The organism is Neobacillus sp. GCM10023253 (genome assembly GCF_042653105.1).
Lineage (GTDB): Bacteria > Bacillota > Bacilli > Bacillales > Cytobacillaceae > Neobacillus > Neobacillus citreus.
Genome location: NZ_JBHSHV010000012.1, coordinates 661,079 through 678,678 on the forward strand (window position 1 = coordinate 661,079; position 17,600 = coordinate 678,678).

The 17,600-nt window shown below is 41.1% G+C and carries 18 protein-coding genes and 1 other annotated feature; of the genes, 6 read left to right on the top strand and 12 right to left on the bottom strand.

Annotated elements, in window-relative coordinates:
- Position 1 precedes the first annotated feature (1 nt).
- Positions 2-808: an adenosylmethionine decarboxylase gene (gene speD / locus ACFPA1_RS17420; RefSeq protein WP_213144564.1), complete on the bottom strand. Its 807-nt coding sequence runs from the start codon at positions 806-808 to the stop codon at positions 2-4.
- 190 nt (positions 809-998) lie between these two features.
- Between speD and ACFPA1_RS17425 the strand changes: the two genes are divergently transcribed.
- Both ACFPA1_RS17425 and ACFPA1_RS17430 read left to right on the top strand, forming a co-directional pair.
- The gene (locus ACFPA1_RS17425; RefSeq protein ID WP_378584339.1) at positions 999-2,252 is read left to right on the top strand and encodes a TolB family protein; all 1,254 of its coding nucleotides are present in this window, start codon (positions 999-1,001) and stop codon (positions 2,250-2,252) included.
- 92 nt (positions 2,253-2,344) lie between these two features.
- Entirely contained in the window at positions 2,345-2,779 is a 435-nt protein-coding gene (locus ACFPA1_RS17430; protein ID WP_378584341.1) for a Dps family protein, read from the top strand.
- A 70-nt stretch (positions 2,780-2,849) separates the two neighbouring features.
- Here ACFPA1_RS17430 and ACFPA1_RS17435 read toward each other — a convergent pair whose 3' ends face one another.
- Entirely contained in the window at positions 2,850-3,569 is a 720-nt protein-coding gene (locus ACFPA1_RS17435; protein WP_378584342.1) for a pseudouridine synthase, read from the bottom strand.
- The gene (locus ACFPA1_RS17440; protein ID WP_378584344.1) at positions 3,559-5,190 is read right to left on the bottom strand and encodes a putative polysaccharide biosynthesis protein; all 1,632 of its coding nucleotides are present in this window, start codon (positions 5,188-5,190) and stop codon (positions 3,559-3,561) included. Before ACFPA1_RS17440 ends, ACFPA1_RS17435 begins: the two co-directional genes overlap by 11 nt.
- Positions 5,191-5,384: 194 nt before the next feature.
- Between ACFPA1_RS17440 and ACFPA1_RS17445 the strand changes: the two genes are divergently transcribed.
- Positions 5,385-6,659 carry an NAD(P)/FAD-dependent oxidoreductase gene (locus ACFPA1_RS17445; RefSeq protein ID WP_213144559.1) on the top strand — a complete coding sequence of 425 codons (1,275 nt, stop codon included), beginning with the start codon at positions 5,385-5,387 and terminating at the stop codon, positions 6,657-6,659.
- 9 nt (positions 6,660-6,668) lie between these two features.
- On the opposite strand, the gene ACFPA1_RS17450 is transcribed toward ACFPA1_RS17445, so the two are convergent.
- Complete coding sequence (locus ACFPA1_RS17450) at positions 6,669-6,854, bottom strand: sporulation protein Cse60 (protein ID WP_213144558.1); 186 nt, start codon at positions 6,852-6,854, stop codon at positions 6,669-6,671.
- A gap of 145 nt (positions 6,855-6,999) precedes the next feature.
- Between ACFPA1_RS17450 and ACFPA1_RS17455 the strand changes: the two genes are divergently transcribed.
- Genes ACFPA1_RS17455 through ACFPA1_RS17465 form a run of 3 tightly spaced genes read left to right on the top strand, consistent with a single transcriptional unit; the run spans position 7,000 to position 8,823 of the window.
- Entirely contained in the window at positions 7,000-7,419 is a 420-nt protein-coding gene (locus ACFPA1_RS17455; RefSeq protein WP_378584346.1) for a hypothetical protein, read from the top strand.
- Positions 7,419-8,306, top strand: coding sequence for an FAD:protein FMN transferase (locus tag ACFPA1_RS17460; protein ID WP_378584348.1), 888 nt, complete (start codon positions 7,419-7,421; stop codon positions 8,304-8,306). The genes ACFPA1_RS17455 and ACFPA1_RS17460 overlap by 1 nt, the downstream gene beginning before the upstream one ends.
- Positions 8,299-8,823, top strand: coding sequence for a ferric reductase-like transmembrane domain-containing protein (locus ACFPA1_RS17465; RefSeq protein ID WP_378584350.1), 525 nt, complete (start codon positions 8,299-8,301; stop codon positions 8,821-8,823). Before ACFPA1_RS17460 ends, ACFPA1_RS17465 begins: the two co-directional genes overlap by 8 nt.
- A gap of 496 nt (positions 8,824-9,319) precedes the next feature.
- Here the strand turns inward: ACFPA1_RS17465 and ACFPA1_RS17470 are convergent, their stop codons facing one another.
- The 8 genes from ACFPA1_RS17470 to ACFPA1_RS17505 all read right to left on the bottom strand — a co-directional run bounded on the left by ACFPA1_RS17470 (position 9,320) and on the right by ACFPA1_RS17505 (position 17,586).
- Positions 9,320-9,625 carry a rhodanese-like domain-containing protein gene (locus ACFPA1_RS17470; RefSeq protein ID WP_378584352.1) on the bottom strand — a complete coding sequence of 102 codons (306 nt, stop codon included), beginning with the start codon at positions 9,623-9,625 and terminating at the stop codon, positions 9,320-9,322.
- Positions 9,626-9,676: 51 nt separating this feature from the next.
- On the bottom strand, positions 9,677-12,094 hold the full coding sequence (leuS, locus tag ACFPA1_RS17475) for a leucine--tRNA ligase (RefSeq protein WP_378584354.1): 2,418 nt from the start codon (positions 12,092-12,094) through the stop codon (positions 9,677-9,679).
- Positions 12,095-12,135: 41 nt separating this feature from the next.
- Positions 12,136-12,356 (bottom strand) — a binding site (T-box leader).
- Positions 12,357-12,497: 141 nt separating this feature from the next.
- Positions 12,498-13,685, bottom strand: coding sequence for an MDR family MFS transporter (locus ACFPA1_RS17480; RefSeq protein ID WP_378584355.1), 1,188 nt, complete (start codon positions 13,683-13,685; stop codon positions 12,498-12,500).
- A 280-nt stretch (positions 13,686-13,965) separates the two neighbouring features.
- Positions 13,966-15,417 carry an ammonia-forming cytochrome c nitrite reductase subunit c552 gene (locus ACFPA1_RS17485; RefSeq protein ID WP_378584356.1) on the bottom strand — a complete coding sequence of 484 codons (1,452 nt, stop codon included), beginning with the start codon at positions 15,415-15,417 and terminating at the stop codon, positions 13,966-13,968.
- 3 nt (positions 15,418-15,420) lie between these two features.
- Complete coding sequence (locus ACFPA1_RS17490) at positions 15,421-15,933, bottom strand: cytochrome c3 family protein (protein ID WP_213144550.1); 513 nt, start codon at positions 15,931-15,933, stop codon at positions 15,421-15,423.
- Between the two features lie 74 nt (positions 15,934-16,007).
- Complete coding sequence (locus tag ACFPA1_RS17495) at positions 16,008-16,808, bottom strand: hypothetical protein (protein WP_378584357.1); 801 nt, start codon at positions 16,806-16,808, stop codon at positions 16,008-16,010.
- A 329-nt stretch (positions 16,809-17,137) separates the two neighbouring features.
- Entirely contained in the window at positions 17,138-17,308 is a 171-nt protein-coding gene (locus ACFPA1_RS17500) for a glycogen biosynthesis protein GlgD (RefSeq protein WP_213144548.1), read from the bottom strand.
- Positions 17,305-17,586, bottom strand: coding sequence for a YtzC family protein (locus tag ACFPA1_RS17505; protein WP_213144547.1), 282 nt, complete (start codon positions 17,584-17,586; stop codon positions 17,305-17,307). The genes ACFPA1_RS17500 and ACFPA1_RS17505 overlap by 4 nt, the downstream gene beginning before the upstream one ends.
- Positions 17,587-17,600 lie beyond the last annotated feature (14 nt).

The following is a 17,600-nucleotide window of genomic DNA, read 5'->3' on the forward strand; positions in this document are numbered from 1 at the left end:
TTTAGATAATATTTTTTCCATAAAAAATCTCGTCCATTTCAAACTTAATTCGCTCCGTAATTTCTATAACCTCATCAGGTGACAATCTATCTTTTGTATAGCCAAATAAATAATGATTAAGGTCAAATTCCCTCAGCTTACATTTGGTGTGAAAAATGTTCTCTTGATAGACATTCACATCAATCATATCAAACATTTCGCCGACGTCCTCAGGAATATAGTTTTGGATGGAGCTAATTTCATGATCAATGAACAGCTTATATCCATCCTTATCACGCGTAAAGCCTCGAACACGGTAATCAATTGTCATCACGTCCGTTTCAAAGGAACGGATTAAATAATGGAGCGCCTTAAGAGGCGAAATCTCCCCGCATGTAGAAACATCTATGTCGGCTCGAAATGTGCTGATTCCCTCGTCAGGATGATATTCAGGGTATGTATGAACGGTAATATGACTTTTATCTAATTGGAAGACTACAGATTCCATCAACGGACCAGGTGATTCCTCAAAGATTTCAGACGGCGCATTTTCAACCGGGCCTTCCGATACTAAGATCGTGACACTTGCTCCCGCAGGCTCGAAATCCTGACTCGCTATGTTTAATACATGTGCTCCTATAATGTCTGCTACATCCTTTAATATCCTAGTTAACCGCTCGGCACTGTATTGCTCATCGATATATTTTAAATATGCTTCCCTCTCTTCTCTTGTTCTCGTATAACAAATATCATACATATTAAAACTTAGTGATTTCGTCAAATTATTAAAGCCGTGTAATTCGATGCGTTGTTGATGTGTTAGTTTCATTTCACTTCCCCCTAAAGACCTTTTTCGCTTATAAATAATATTAATTTACCCATTAATCGTCATTTTTATGGGAATTATCATTTGGAAACAGGTGCAAAGTGTTGCCACTGTTTTATTTTTTTGAAGAAAACCTTAATTTTTTTCAAATTTCGGAGGAAAATAATTGAAGGATTGACAATGAGGTGAAGAAATGAAAAAAAGGTTTTTGATAGTATTGATATTCCTAATAATAATGCCGAACCTTACGAGAGCAGAGCCAAGAAGCAACAAGGTGATGGTTGCCTTTGTAAGGGATGGGTTCCTCTGGACAAAGATAGATGGAAAGGAAGAAAGAATTACAAAAGAGCCGGCAAAATATCCATATCCGCCTCAATGGTCCCATGATGGCAAATGGATTGTATATCAAGTCGAACCTAAAGAGAAGCTTAGTCCCAATGTAGAATTCCAGACGGAGGTTTGGGTATACAATCTAGAAACGAAAAAACATAAGAGAATAACTCTAGATGGAACTAATCCGAAATGGTCCCCAGTGGAAAACCTTGTTGCATTTAAAAGCGGCGGTGTCTTAAATGTCTCAAATCTTGAATCTTTTTATAATATTGCCCTTGGTGTGGGAGACTACAATTGGTTTCCGGATGGACGGTCTTTCATCACAAGCTCGGGGGCTTCCCTAAGGCCTGATGGATGGACCAATCCTATTCTCTACAAGATTGGGCTTGAAAGGAATTTAGACAAAATCACTAGCCTCACTAAGAATGTGAACAAGTTTTATACCATTCCCAGTGAATTGAAAAAAGGGAACGTTGGCTTGTTAGCAATTGATGCGACCGATTTTAAATTTTCTCCTGATGGAAAATGGATTTCCTTTATGGTCAGCCCTACTGCCTCTTGGTCAATGGACAGCAATTTGGTTTGTGTTATTTCGTCTGATGGGCAAACGTTTGAAGTTTTAGACGAAATTATTTGGGAAGTGGGGGCACCCAAATGGGCGTTTCAGCAAAATCGGATTGGATATATCGCGGGAGGCGGGAGAATTGTCTCCGGCTTTAAGAACAAAGATATGAAGGTCACGGACCTGCCTGCCTTTCAAACCACCAGCCTGACACCAGCCCATTTTGCAGAATTAGGCTTCTCTTGGAAGGATGACCATTCTCTTTATGTCTCAAGGGTAAAAGAAAGTGAATGGTCAAATAACCCAAAACAGCGGCCTGACCCATCGTTATTTTTTATAAAAATCGGTGATTCATTACAGAAACAAATTACCTTTCCGCCAAAGGACTATGGAGATTACGATCCAATATATCTTCCTGCAGCCGGTAAAATAACTTGGCTGCGATATCAGGATATAGCCATGACAACAAGAGACTTATGGATTTCAGACCCTGATGGTAAAAACGCAAAGGTATGGATTAAAAACGTCGGGGGCTATGATTTTTTTGAGTAAAAACCTTTATTTATAATTATTATTATTTAGTATTGATTATAATATTATATATGTTATAATTTAAACAGATAGAAAAATAGGAGGAATGCTAAATGACACTAGAAAAGGTTCTTAACCAACAAATTGCAAACTGGAATGTATTATATACAAAGCTTCACCGTTTTCACTGGTATGTAAAGGGACCTCACTTCTTTACATTACATGCTAAATTTGAGGAATTATATGACGAAGCCGCAGCAACCATTGATGAATTTGCTGAGCAATTACTTACAATCGGCGGCAGCCCAGTCTCAACCTTGAAGGAATATTTGGAAATCGCAACAATCAAGGAAGCTACAGATACTTTGAAGGCTGAGGAAATGGTCCAGTCCATTGTAAAGGATTTCACACAAATCATCGCTGAATTACAAGCTGGAATGGAAACAGCTGAACAAAACAATGACGAAGTAACCAGCGACATGTTCTTGGGACTGAAAGGCAAACTTGAGAAACATAACTGGATGTTAAAAGCCTTTTTAGGTGCATAATCACATATTTTGAAGCATAAGAACCGTCCCCTTGCATCAAAAAAGCAGCCTGAATTTCAGGCTGCTTTTTTCATGTTATTTGATAATTTTTTAATAACTCTAGTTCTTCATCTGACAATTCCCGATATTCTCCGAGTTCGAGCGTTTCATCCAGCTGCAATGGTCCCATCGATATCCGCTGTAAATAGACGACTCTTTTGCCCACAGCTTCGAACATTCTTTTCACTTGATGAAATTTCCCTTCGGTAATTGTCAGCTCGATATCTGAGCGGATACCGGATTTTATGATTTTCAGCTCACCAGGCTTGGTCAAATAGCCATCATCTAGGACAACACCTTTTGCGAAGGCTTTCACATCGTCCTCAGTTACTTCACGATCAATAACAGCAAAATAGGTTTTCGGAACATGCTTTTTCGGTGATAGAAGTCGATGCGCCAATTGACCATCATTCGTAATCAACAGCAAGCCCTCTGTATCCTTGTCGAGGCGGCCAACAGGAAATGGTTCATACACCTGATCCTCCATCTCCAGTAAATCAATGACGGTTTCATCTACGTTATCCTCTGTTGCAGAAATTACTCCTGGAGGCTTGTTCATCATCAAATAGATAAACTCTTTGTATTCAATCACTTCCCCGTTTAATGTCACGGTTTGTGTATTTGGATCCACATGCTGCTTGGCATCCTTGATGACAACATCATCTACTTTAACAGCACCATTTTTCAGAAGCTGTTTGACTTCCTTACGGCTGCCAAAGCCAAGGTTGGCAAGCATTTTATCAATTCTCAACAGCTTTTCTCCTTCCAAATAATTTTAATTTGGATAGTAAACGGTCTACTCTATTTCCAAATAAGCGGCGGGCCAGACCTGATTTTACTCCAAGGTAAAAATAAATACCAGCGCCAACCCCTGCACTTATTAAAATGATGGCCACAGATTGAAGCTTTGATTCCGGTGATAAAAATAACAATAAAAATCGATAAACAACCTCGGTGCCAACCCACATCAGTCCGGCAAAAATGGCAATCAATAAGCTTCTCCGCCAAACCAGCCGGAACGGATATTTGGCAAATTTCTTAATGATAATGATATTAATAATTATGGAGGCTGTGTAGCCAAGTGTCGTTGCCAACACCGCCCCTTTTATTTCCATCAGCTCAATCAGGGGTATATTTAAGGTTAATTTGATTAATAAGCCGACAAGCAAACTCAATATCGTAAAGCGCTGTTCATTGATTCCCTGCAGGATTGCGGCTGTTACAGAGTAAAGCGAAAACAATATCGCAACAGGAGCATATGTGCTTAAAACTCCCGCACCCAATAAATTATGTTCATAAAACGCCGTATAGACAGGCTCAGCCAGCAAAGAAAGCCCGATTGCTGCCGGCAACGTCAAAAACAAAAGCACTTGAAAGGTTTGGTTCAACTGATGATTTAAACTTTTTCGATTCCCCTCCACAAACGCCTTTGTGATGCTTGGGACAAGCGCTAAAGAAAAGCCTATAGCCAACGAAACAGGGATAATGACGATTTTATGCGATTCAAAATTTAAAATAGAAAAATAATCTTCCGCCACTTTTGCCTTTCCGATGGCAGCCATGGCCTTCGTAAAGGTAAATTGATCAATTGCTTGAAACAATGGATTAGCAATTCCAACCAGCACAAACGGGAAAGCAGAAATAAAGATTTCCTTGTAAATTTCCTTTAGTGATATCTCTATTGTGCCTTTGTCATGGGTTAGAAGTTCGTCCAAATGTGGCTTTCGTTTATACCAATACCAAAATAAAACGAGCAAGCCCCCGATAGCCCCGGTAAAGGCGGCAAAGGTTGCAACACTGACGGCGGTAACCATTTTTCCATGAAAAACTTGAAGGACGATATAGGCTCCCAAAAGCGTAAAGGTAATCCTGACGATTTGTTCGATTACCTGAGAAAGAGCCGAAGGCCCCATTGATTGATGGCCCTGAAAATAGCCTCTAATGAGACTCATAAATGGAACCACTATTAAGGCAAAGCTGACTGCTCGCATGACAGTGGTAACATTTCCTATGTTTGCTTTTTCATCACCTATACTCATTTCCGCTAAAACGGGTGCAGCAATATACATTACCAAGAAGGCGGCAAAACCAGTTGCCAGCATGATCACTAAGCCGGATTTAAACAGCTTCCTGCCAACCGCATACTCTTCGAGTGCATTATATTTGGAAATAAATTTAGAAACAGCCAGCGGAACTCCGGCCGTTGCAATACTGATAAAAATGGTATATGGGACATACGAAAATTGGTAAAGAACTGTCCCTTCCCGGCCAACTATTTGAAAGAATGGAATAACATAAATAAGTCCGAGAATTTTTGAAAGAATCGTTCCAACCGTTAATATAAAGGTTCCTCTTAATAGCTTAGATTGCATAGAATCCCTTCCTGCTTGCAGAAATACGTGCGCATTCGTTTAGAAAAAAATTCGACTTTTTTTGCACACTATTGATAGTTTACAACTTCTTCTCCCTCGATGCTACTCACAACCAAAGCAAATTTGTGAAAAGTCGTTTATTTTCCTTATGTTATGCTTATAATGAAGTGAATATATTTTAAGTTGGTGTATATATGGAATTTGATTGTATAGTCATAGGCGGCGGGCCATCCGGACTAATGGCAGCCATCGCCGCAGGGGAAAAAGGCGCTAAGGTGCTGTTAATTGATAAAGGAGACAAGCTTGGCCGAAAGCTGGCCATTTCCGGAGGCGGCCGCTGCAATGTCACAAACCGCCTGCCTGTTGAAGAAATTATTAAGCATATTCCCGGAAACGGCAAGTTTTTATATAGTGCTTTTTCGATATTTAATAATGAAGATATCATTCGTTTCTTTGAAGGGTTGGGAATTACCTTAAAGGAAGAAGACCATGGGCGGATGTTTCCGGTAACAGACAAAGCCCAATCAGTCGTCGATGCACTGTTATCTCAATTAGAAAAATTACAGGTCAAAATTTTTAAAAATTGCGCTGTCGCCGAGGTCTTATATGAAAATGGACAAACCGCAGGAGTCCTGTTAAGGGACGGACAAACGATTGCCGCGAAATCGGTTGTAATTGCAGTCGGGGGCAAATCCGTTCCGCATACAGGGTCAACCGGGGATGGCTATGCCTGGGCCGAGAAAGCTGGCCATAATATTACAGATTTATTCCCTACCGAAGTGCCAGTAACTTCCGCTGAGTCTTTTATTAAAAATAAAACCCTCCAAGGTTTGTCACTCCGGGATATTGAATTAAGTGTATTGAACCCAAAAGGGAAACCCTTGATTTCCCACCGTATGGACATGATTTTTACCCATTTCGGAATCAGCGGGCCAGCCGTTCTGCGCTGCAGCCAGTTTATTGTCAAGGCGATGAAAAAGTGGAATTTAACACAGGTAACAATGAGTCTTGATGCTCTCCCTGACCGCAACGAGGAAGAGATTTTTCAAGAGATGATGAAGCTTGTAAAAGCCGAACCGAAAAAAAGCATCAAAAATACGTTTAAAGGATTATTGCCTGAACGGTACCTGTTATTTCTGCTAGAACAAAACGAGATTGATACTTCGGCACAGGGCGGAACGATTGCTCACGAAAAAATCCGCAGTTTCGCTAAGAACTGCAAGCAGTTCGAATTTAAAGTGAATGGAACGCTCTCAATCGAAAAGGCATTTGTCACCGGCGGGGGGGTCTCTGTCAAAGAAATAGACCCAAAAACAATGGGATCGAAACTTATGGATGGTTTATATTTTTGCGGAGAAATCCTTGATATCCACGGATATACAGGTGGATATAATATTACCTCTGCACTTGTGACCGGTAGACTTGCAGGGACCAACGCTGCCCTCTCTGCCAAAAAACAATGGGCCTGATTCTTTATATCAGGCCCGGTAAATAATCATCGCCGAAAAACAATAAATCTGATCTTCCTCCTCATCTTCCTGAAATGCCGCAACATTATATTTAATATCCAAGAGACTCTTATCATCCAAACCTCTTAAAAAGCTATTCATTTCTTTCTCCAAATCCTTCTCATGCTCACGGTCAAACAGCTTTACCTGAATCATTGGGCTCTCCCTTTCTTTTTTTCTATCATTATGACCATTTTTTCAAAATTTTAAAAATTAACTTCCGCTAAAAATTAAGATGAAGTTAAGGTTAAGCCTATACACTTCTTTTTGTAGGTTGTTAGTTCAGAAAGGAGAGATTCACTTGGATAAAAAACAAAAGATCTCCTGGGGAGTTAGCTTTGGGAGTTTAGCATTAGTAGCAGGAATGATGTCATATCTAGGATTTTCAAACGGCAGCAATCTATTTACCGCGAATCAGGGGGCTGCCTTGCTGCAGCAGGATGGGTCTGGAAACCAGCCACAGCAATTTGGAACCCAATCTGGGCAGGGAGAGGACAGCTTTGGCTCCCAATCCCAAGATAGGCAAGGAAGCTTTGGATTCCGGCATGGCCATGACCGTTTTGGCGGGGATTATTCCGGACAAACAAATGGAGATAATGGCTCCTTTGACTCCAGCAGCGGGTTCTCTCAAGATGACAACGGGCAAAATCAATTTTCATCAAATAGCGACTCTGGATTTGGGCATCATGGCGGCTTTGACACGACGACAGGTGGCACCTGATGTTTAACTATCAATTTAACTCGATGAGTACTACCGTTAAAATTGCCATTAGCTATGAGCTTTCTAACCATGATTTGAGCTTAATCTATCAGCTATTTGAATTAATTGAAAAAACCTGCAGCCGCTTTAGAAGTGACAGTGAGTTGTCCCTTTTAAACAGGCAAATTGAAAAGGAGGCCATTGTCTCATCTGAAATGTTTTCGATTTTAACGAAAGCGGATAAATTTTTCTGGGAGTCAAATGGAATCTTCAATCCCGGAATTTTATCTGCTCTTGAAACAAATGGATATAATCAATCTATTGAATTTGTCAGAGGTCAAAATATGGACCTGCCTCTAGATGCTATCAAGGTAACATCCCAGCCATTTAAGTTAAACCGGGGCCGGCAGGCGGTTACGCTTTACACGAGAATCGACCTGGGCGGCATTGCGAAGGGGTGGGTGATTGACCGTGCCGCTGAAATACTCGAAAAATATGGCTATGGATTCATCAATGTTGGCGGCGACATGCGAATTTTTGGAACACTGCCCCGCCCGCTGAACATCGGGATTGAACATCCAATGAATCTATCCAATATGATTTCATCTGTTCAGGTTCAAGAAGGGGCCATCGCCACTTCTACTTCCGCAAAGCGAAAGTGGTTTGTAAATGGAGAATTAAAGCACCATTTAATTGATACAAGAACAGGTCATTCATCCGAAAGTTCCATTATTTCCGCCACTATCACTGCCCCGACTGCTATAGAAGCGGATGTTTGGGCTAAAATCATCCTTTTAATTGGGGAAAAGGACGGACCGGGAAAGGTTTTGGAAAAAGGACTTGGAGCCGTTTTAATCAATCAAAATTGCGGCATCTGGAAAGGAGGAAGTTTGTCTGGAAATGTTTGAGTGGTACCTAATACGTACGACAGGAACTATTGCCTATGTATTGCTTTACTTATCTGTCATGATTGGTCTTTACACACAAGTACAGAAAAAACGGAAGCAAAAAATTGCTATACCTTTAATCTGGCATGAGTTGTTGTCCAACTGGGCTTTTATCCTTACTTTAGGACATGTCGTCATTACACTTATTGATCAGTATATGTCATTTCAGTGGTTCGAAGTGCTGATTCCATTTCAAACAGACTATCAGCCAATCCCAATGGCACTAGGCATACTTGCCCTCTACTTCTTGATTTTAACCATAGTAACATCAAAGGCCCGGAAAGCAATCGGCTATCAGGCTTTCCGAAAAGTACATGCTTTAAACCCGATTTTATATATTTTTACAACCATGCATGGACTCATGATGGGTACAGATTTTCAAGGAATTATTGTAGCAGCAGTAAACCTTCTTCCATTTATGTTTTTTGGGATTTTGCTATTAAAGGGGAAAAAGGAACTTGATGCTTCACACTTATAAAAAAACCGATTCCAAATTGGAATAACGAGTTTACTTTAGAGGTGATTTTTTTGAAACATAAGAAGTCTTATCCTTAATTGAGTAACTAGTGATAATAATAAGCGAAGATTTTTCCGCTAAATGGAGAATAGGGCTCATTCCGGCGTAAATAAGGGAAGTTTTTCCGCTTAAACAAAGCAAAATCCCCAATACTGAGGTTTTTTGAGTCAATAGGGGAAATTTCTACGCCTATTTAAGTTATTCTTAATCTTATTTGCTAATTAAGGGAAATTTCTCCTCTTATTTATCAAACTCTGTCTAATGAACTTGTACAACTTACGGTTGCTTTTGTCAGATAAATAAAAATAAGGCTTAGAGATATTTTCATCTCAAAGCCTTATGGACTGTGCAATATACTGTGATTTGTGTTGTGAAAAATTATGTGATTTGCTATGTGGTTAGGGTTGTGATTTACCGTTTTGCACCTCACAAGTAAACCTGTCAAAATTGGAATCGGTTATTCTGTTTCACCCGTCCACTCAAGCATGCCGCCGACCATGTTGCGAACCTTATATCCTTGCTCCTGCAGATAATGGCAGACATTACCGCTGCGGCCGCTGGAACGGCAGATAAATATATATTCTTTGTCTTTATCAAAATAATCGAGATGTATCGGGATATCGCCCATTTTGATATGCTTGGCACCTGGAATCATGCCCATAGCAACCTCGTGGTCTTCCCTGACATCCACCATTTCAGGCTTTTCTCCTGCTTCAAGCTTCTTTTTCAATTCCTCAGTAGTGATTGTTTTGATTTCTTCCATTTTATCCATCCCCTTCAAAAGAGGCTGCCCCAAGGACAGCCTCCTATAATATTAGTTAGCGACAATGTTTACAAGTTTTCCTGGAACAGTAATCACTTTGCGAACAGTTTTCCCTTCGATTTGTTCCTTAACCCGGTCATCATCCATTGCAATTCCTTCAAGTGCTTCTTTACTTGCATCAGTCGGAACTAATAGCTTCGCTTTTACTTTGCCGTTGACCTGAATCACGATTTCAACTTCGTTATCCACTAGCTTTGCTTCATCATATGCAGGCCAAGCTTCATAGGAAATTGTATCATTATGCCCTAGTTTTTCCCAAAGTTCCTCAGCAATATGCGGTGCCACTGGTGAAAGAAGCTTAACAAAGCCTTCGATAAAATGCTTTGGAAGAACAGTTGCTTTATAAGCTTCATTAATGAATACCATCATCTGAGAAATGGCAGTGTTGAAGCGCATTCCTTCGTAATCCTCAGTTACTTTCTTTACGGTTTGATGGTAGGCTTTTTCCAGATTGGAAGCTTCTTCGTTCGGCTGAATTTTTGGATTCAATTCACCGTTTTCCTCCACCAGCAAACGCCAGATACGGTCGAGGAAGCGGCGGGATCCATCTAAGCCGTTTGTGGACCAAGCGATTGAAGCATCAAGCGGTCCCATAAACATTTCGTATAGGCGCAGCGTATCTGCACCGTGGGTATTGACGATGTCATCCGGATTGACGACGTTGCCTTTTGATTTACTCATTTTCTCATTGTTTTCACCAAGAATCATTCCTTGGTTAAACAGCTTTTGGAATGGTTCCTTGGTTGACACAACGCCGATATCATACAAGAATTTATGCCAGAAACGTGAATATAGCAAATGAAGTACGGCATGCTCGGCACCGCCAACATAAATATCAACTGGAAGCCATTGCTTTAATTTTTCCGGTGAAGCTAATGCTTCCTTATTGTTCGGATCAATATAGCGCAAGAAGTACCAGCAGCTGCCAGCCCACTGCGGCATCGTGTTGGTTTCACGGCGGCCCTTTTTGCCTGTAACAGGGTCAACCACATTTACCCAATCCTTAATATTGGCTAGCGGTGATTCACCTGTCCCGGACGGTCTGATTTCGGTTGTTTTTGGCAGCATTAATGGAAGCTCTTCTTCAGGTACGGCTGTCATGGTGCCGTCTTCCCATTGAATAATTGGAATCGGTTCACCCCAATAACGCTGGCGGCTAAACAGCCAGTCGCGGAGACGGAAGGTTACCTTCTTCGTACCAATACCCTTTTCCTCAAGCCAGGAAATCATTTTTTTAATCGCATCTACCTTGTTTAGACCATTTAAGAAATCGGAATTGACGTGTTCGCCATCGCCGGTATAGGCTTCTTTCTCTACATCGCCGCCGGCAACAACTTCCTTAATCGGCAGTTCAAATTTTCTCGCAAATTCATAGTCGCGCTCATCGTGTGCAGGAACGGCCATAATTGCTCCAGTACCATAACTGACTAATACATAGTCGGCAATCCAGATTGGCATTTTCTCGCCGTTAGTAGGATTGATGGCGTAGGCGCCCGTGAATACCCCTGTTTTTTCCTTTGCAAGGTCAGTACGCTCGAGGTCACTCTTTGATTTTACTTTATCTAAATAAGCCTCAACGGCCTCCCGCTGCTCAGCAGTTGTAATTTTATCCACCAAAGCATGCTCTGGAGCAAGCACAGCATAAGTGGCACCAAATAGTGTATCAGGGCGGGTCGTAAATACCGTGAAGGTTTCATTGTGTCCATCGATTTGGAAAGTGACTTCCGCACCCTCGGAACGGCCAATCCAGTTCCGCTGCATTTCCTTCAAGCTTTCCGGCCAGTCCAGTTCTTCTAGATCTTCGAGTAGACGATCGGCATAAGCTGTAATTTTTAAAATCCACTGTCTCATTGGACGGCGTTCAACCGGATGGCCTCCGCGTTCACTTTTTCCATCAATGACTTCTTCGTTGGCTAAAACAGTTCCAAGCGCTGGACACCAGTTGACCGGTACTTCATCAACATAGGCGAGACCTTTTTCCCATAGCTTCAAGAAAATCCATTGTGTCCATTTGTAGTACTCAGGGTCAGTCGTATTGACTTCGCGATCCCAGTCATAAGAAAAACCAAGAGATTTAATTTGTCTGCGAAATGTGTCAATGTTTTTCGCAGTAAATTCAGCAGGGTCATTGCCTGTATCTAGAGCGTATTGTTCAGCAGGCAACCCGAATGCATCCCAGCCCATTGGGTGAAGGACATTATAGCCCTGCATCCGTTTCATCCGTGAAAGGATATCCGTTGCAGTATAACCTTCCGGATGCCCCACATGCAGTCCGGCCCCTGACGGATATGGGAACATATCTAAAGCGTAGAATTTCCGTTTGCCCGGATCTTCGCTTGTTTTAAATGTTTTTTCTTCTTCCCATTTCTTTTGCCACTTCTTTTCGATTTGTTGATGATCGAAACTCATATCTGTAATCCTCCTTAAAAAATAAAAAACCTCTCATCCCCAACAGGGACGAGAGGACTGTATGTATCTTCCCGCGGTACCACCCACATTAGTGCAATGCACTCGCTTCATTAATCCTTAACGCGGAAAACGGCAAACATTACTTTTCATTCATGCCTGCAACTCCTAGGCGAGTTCATGACCCTCCCGGTTGACTTGCACCAGCCGTCAACTCTCTAAATACGGGACTTAAATCACTACTACTCCTACTCACTGTTATTAAAATATAAATATAACGTAATTGTATTAAATTTTCTAACAGTATGCAAGTAAACTTGAGCCTATTTTCATGGTTGACAGGGATACTTGATTTTAAACATCAAAACCACAGTCAGTCAGCTGTGGTTTTGGTTGCAGAAAGTATTTATAACGCTTTTGCAGTCACCTGCTCTTGTGATTTCAAATGACGGTCATATACTACGGTTGTGATAATTGCAATGAAAAATAATCCGATTAAGATTGTGAATAAAGCAGACATGCTGTACAAATCAACAATGACGCCGCCAAGGAGCGGTCCAATCATTCTTCCGCCGGTTGCTGTACTGTTAACAATTCCTTGATAAAATCCTTCGCGGCCCTTAGGAGCAAGGGCGAAGGCTAAGGTTGGCACCGCCGGCCAAACGAACATTTCCCCAATTGTTAAAATAATCATTGCGGCTAGGAAGCCAGTAAAAGCCCCCGCATTTCCAGCAACGATAAATGAAATGATAAAGATGGCAATTCCGATTAGAATTTGCACCTTAAGGGAAGCACTAAGATGTTTTAAAATACCATTTAAAACAGGCTGCCCTAATACGATTAATGCCCCATTTATCGTCCATAACAAGCTATATTGTGTGAGGGAGATGTTGATTTCCTGCGTATAGGAAGCAATTGTTGTGGTCCACTGGACATACGCAACCCAGCATAGTAAATATCCCGTACTAATAATAAGTAAAGCTTGCAGGTTAGCTTTGCTTTTTATGGTTGGAGCAGTTTTGGTGTTTGTTTCACGCTTAGCTGAGTCAATCGCAATTCCTTTATATCCGAAAACAGCGATAAATAAAAAGATCACATACATGATGGTATTAGCTAGGAAGATTAGCTGGAAGGAATAGTCGGCAACAATGCCGCCTAAAGCAGTACCAACAGCGACCCCGAGGTTTTGTGCAACATAGAGGGCATTAAAGGATTTCCGGCCGCCTTCTCGCCAAACCGATCCTGCCATGGCATACATCGAAGGAAAAATAATACCTGTTCCAAAACCAACAATAGTTAAAAAGACAACGTAGGACGGCCAGCTATGCCAGATGGTTAATCCCACCAAGGCTAGAAGTGAAATTCCAATTCCCAGCAGAATCGATTTATAACCGCCTAGTTTATCATATAAATTTCCGCCAAACAGATTTCCGATTACGGTGGCTCCTGCATTTAACATTAGGACGATTCCGGCAACCGAAAGGGACTTACCTAGATAATCGTGAATATAAATCGTATTTAAAGGCCATAAAAAAGAAGAGCCTATTACATTCACTGCCATCCCAATGATTAAAAGCCATAAGGCACGTGGCATGAAAAACGCTCCTTTGATAAAAAATATTTCGATATCCTTGGTATTTTAGCCCTTTTTTAGTAGAAGCGCAATCCTTTTTGATTACCATTTTTCGCATGGAAAGCGATTATTAAAAAATTGACACAGTGTCACAAGTTTGTCACTATATACATATAGGAAAACACTGTCCCTATAAAAGAAACAGTGTTTTCAATAGATTAATCTCCTCATTCAGGCTCTTTCCAATAGGTTCCTATTCCTTCTTGGCCGGACGAATAGAAAACCTGATAACGGAAAGGGTCTATTTTTTTGGCGTTGCCGGTACTACAGGTGCCTGCGCCGGGAAGTAGCTGTTTACAGCTTGATCCTTCTTCTTCTCATTTACCTTCTCATCAGCGACAGCCTTTTTCACTTTTTCAATTTCTGCATTTACCTCATCCAAATTGACACCCTTTTTGATAAGCTCTTCGGTGGCAACGCGAATCGCTTTATTGGACGCTTCAACAGAAATGCGCAATGAATCCATTGAGCCTTGCGGATTGTGGAAGCCTGACGAGTTTTCCGCGGCGATGATATCCCAGTACCATTGACCTTTACGAACATATTCTTGCGCTTCCTTAATTTTTTCTTGGCCCACATTTGATGTAATCATCTTATTTATATAATAATGGGCAGTTGTAGAAATATCCTGTGCTTCGTGTAGAGCACTAACGTTAGCTTCCTGAATTTCATAGACGCGGTCTTTTAGCTTATCCAGATCACGGTCACCATGGCATTGGCCGCAGGAAGTCTGCATGGTTTTAAGCGGTGATGTCCACCAGTGGGACGAAATCTTTCTTTTTCCATCGACACGTTCATATGGCATATGGCAGTCGGCACAGGATACACTGGCTTTGCCATGTGGACCCGATGCATTAGTTTCAAATTCAGGGTGCTGGGCTTTTAGCATCGGCGTACCGGAAATGCTGCTAACCCAATCTTTTTCAAAGCCATTTTGTTTAGCAATCGTGTTATAGTATTCATACATATCTTCCGGCTTAAAGCCGTTGTTCCAAGGGAAAATAACTTCACTGTTGCTGGCTGCAAAATGGTACTCTACGTGACACTGGCCGCACACATAGCTGCGCATTTCATTTTTCGTTGGCTTCGACGTATCAATTCCTTGTGCATTTAAAGCTTTATAGAAGCTTGGACGGGTGACGCGTAAATCCATCGTTTTTGGGTCATGACAGTCGGAGCAGCCGATTGGCGAGTGCCCCATCGCTTCCCCTTTAGGCCAGATAACCTGGTTAAAATTAGCGCCCCAATAGCTGTCGCCCATTTCTTTAATCATCCCCGGTACGGCGGTTGATTTACAGGTATAACAAGAACCTACTGATTTATCGGTAATACGTTTAACATTGCGAATATCCTCTAACGCATAGACGTGACCGCGGTCTTCGTTGTATTCGGTCGCGAATCCGTAACCGTTGAAAAGGATCGGAAGTAACGGTTCTTTATCCGGATCATATTTGCTCCGTTTGATAGAGCCATTGTATTTGGTATCTTCCATTTTCTTATTTTTCATATAGCTGTTGTATTGTAGCGGAAATAAGTCCTTGAACGCTTCATTGCTTATTTCATTTTCTGAAAGGCCTGTTGTTTTCTGTCCAGCGGCATTTGCCGTTTTTTCGCCGGAATCTTTGCTGCATCCGGTGACAATCAGTACAAACGCAAGGACGAGAAGATATGCCCCATATCTCAACCTGTTCATTTCTTAGAATCCTCCCTTATTTTCTAATAGCTCTCCTGATTTTGGCGGCTTATTAAAATGGTCATCTTTAAAGCCTTTGCCATGCGGTACGGTTTTGTGGCATGAAATACAGCTGTCTTTCGCATCATGCGAGACATTGGTCAGTGTACTCTGATGGCAGGAGATGCAGTTTTCATTCATGATATTTTTTGTACGATCTGTCGCATGAATGACATCCGGAATATCCTCTGTTCCCAGCGTGTTGAAGTAAATATGCGTCATTCCCGCGCGCGCTTTAAAAAATAACTTTCCAGTTTCACTTTCATGAGGCAAATGACAATCGTTACACTGTAATTCAGCGTGCGTAGAGTCCATGAATGAGGCATACTGCGATTTCATGGTATGACAGTTTTGGCAAAAACCCGGGGAATCCAAGTAGGCCATTGTTTTCACCGTAGAAAAGGACAAGAAAACACCCACAAGGAGAGCCAATACGATTAAAAACCGTTTGTCGATTTTTAAAAGCTTTTTAAACATTTTCTTCACCTCCCATACTCCCTTTTTTCTCTCTTTTTTTATAAATTAAAGTACGTAGTACCTTAATCACTTAATTAGGAAACCTTATTTCTTTTTCGAATGAGAACGGTCAATGCTGCTGCCGACAACAGGCTGATACCGCCGAATGCCCCTAGCGCAAGATTATTAGAAGTCTTTTCTTCCATCCTTCCGTCGGTTTTCGATAATTCCATGACCGATTTCGTTTCGCTACGTTCATATTGTAGGTTAAAGCTTTTTTCATCTCCAGCCTTCACATCCTGAAAGTGATAAGCAAATTTTTCTTCTCCATCAGCATGACTCTGTTCCTTTGGCGCTGGGGTCAGTTTCATCTTTTTTGCTTTAGATGGTTTTGTAAAATTCACATTCACCAGCCCAATATCAACAAAGCTTTTAAAGCGATAGGATAAAAATTTCTTATCATTATTTACATTTAAACTATTGGTATAAAATTCAATCACAAACTTATAGCGTTCATGCGGACCAATTTCCTGGCTTGTTGTCCAGGAAATGGTTCCTCTTTCACGGTTAATCCTGTATTCCATTTCATACACCTGCTTTAAATCTGCTGAGTAATCTGCAACATATCCGATTCGGAAGCCTTTTTCATTCATAGGAAGAGGAATTTCAATTTGTCCAATTTGAGCCTGGTCAGAATCGTTAACCATTGTTCCATGATAGCCAATTAACAACGGTGGATGGTCTTTCTCCTTGTCATTTGGATGGAACGCAAACTCCGGCATGACCTGAATGGTTAATTCCTCTAAACTAAAAATATTTTGCTCCTCTTCGGCATAGCAAGTGGAGGGGCTTACAATAATGAAAAGTATCCCAATGATTAGCATAATTTTTTTCATTAACTTGAACTCCTTAATAATGGATAAAATGTGAATTGATTCACAAAACAACTGAAATAAGAGGCTAGACTAAAAGATTTGCCTAACTGGGAATGGAGGTATTACATGGAAGATTTGTTTTCCTACCCTATTTAAACCATTTGTGAGCTGGCTTCATCCGTGACGGAAATCACACTGAAATATAGAGTTATTTCTAAAATGTGAACATAAATTCTCTCTATTCTCATGATGTTTCTAGGGTAAAATTGATTTTACAATAATGTTTTTTTATTTTTCCAGAAAAAAACCTCTCAACAATACGTTGAGAGATTTTGACAAATTTATGAAGATTAATTATTTTCCTGGTGGAATTTCGATTTTACAGGCTGACCGCCAGTTTGTTCATACTTCTTTTTAGCTTGTTTAATGATGTCTGCATCTTGTCCAAACTCAATGTCCTGATTGTTAATTCCGTTTCGCGTTTTTTGTTCAGGGTTTTGCTGTTTTGAACGTTTTTTCAAAACTGTTCTCCTCCTCGGGTCCCTTGTAAAATCAAACTATTTTGCAGCTGCTGAACCTGCAGTCTCATTCTGTGCAGCTGTTCCCGCTGTTGCCCATTAGCGCTATGAGCCATCGTACAGATATCCTGATACGTCTGCTCAAGATTTTGCAGCGCCGTCGTATAATCATTATCATTGTAATGCTCCTGAAGACTGCTTTGCTTATACTGCTCCTCGGCGCAGCGAAGACAATCCTCCACCTGCTGCGTTAAGTTTTCCATTGATTCGCGAGTAGCCATGTAAGAACCCCCTT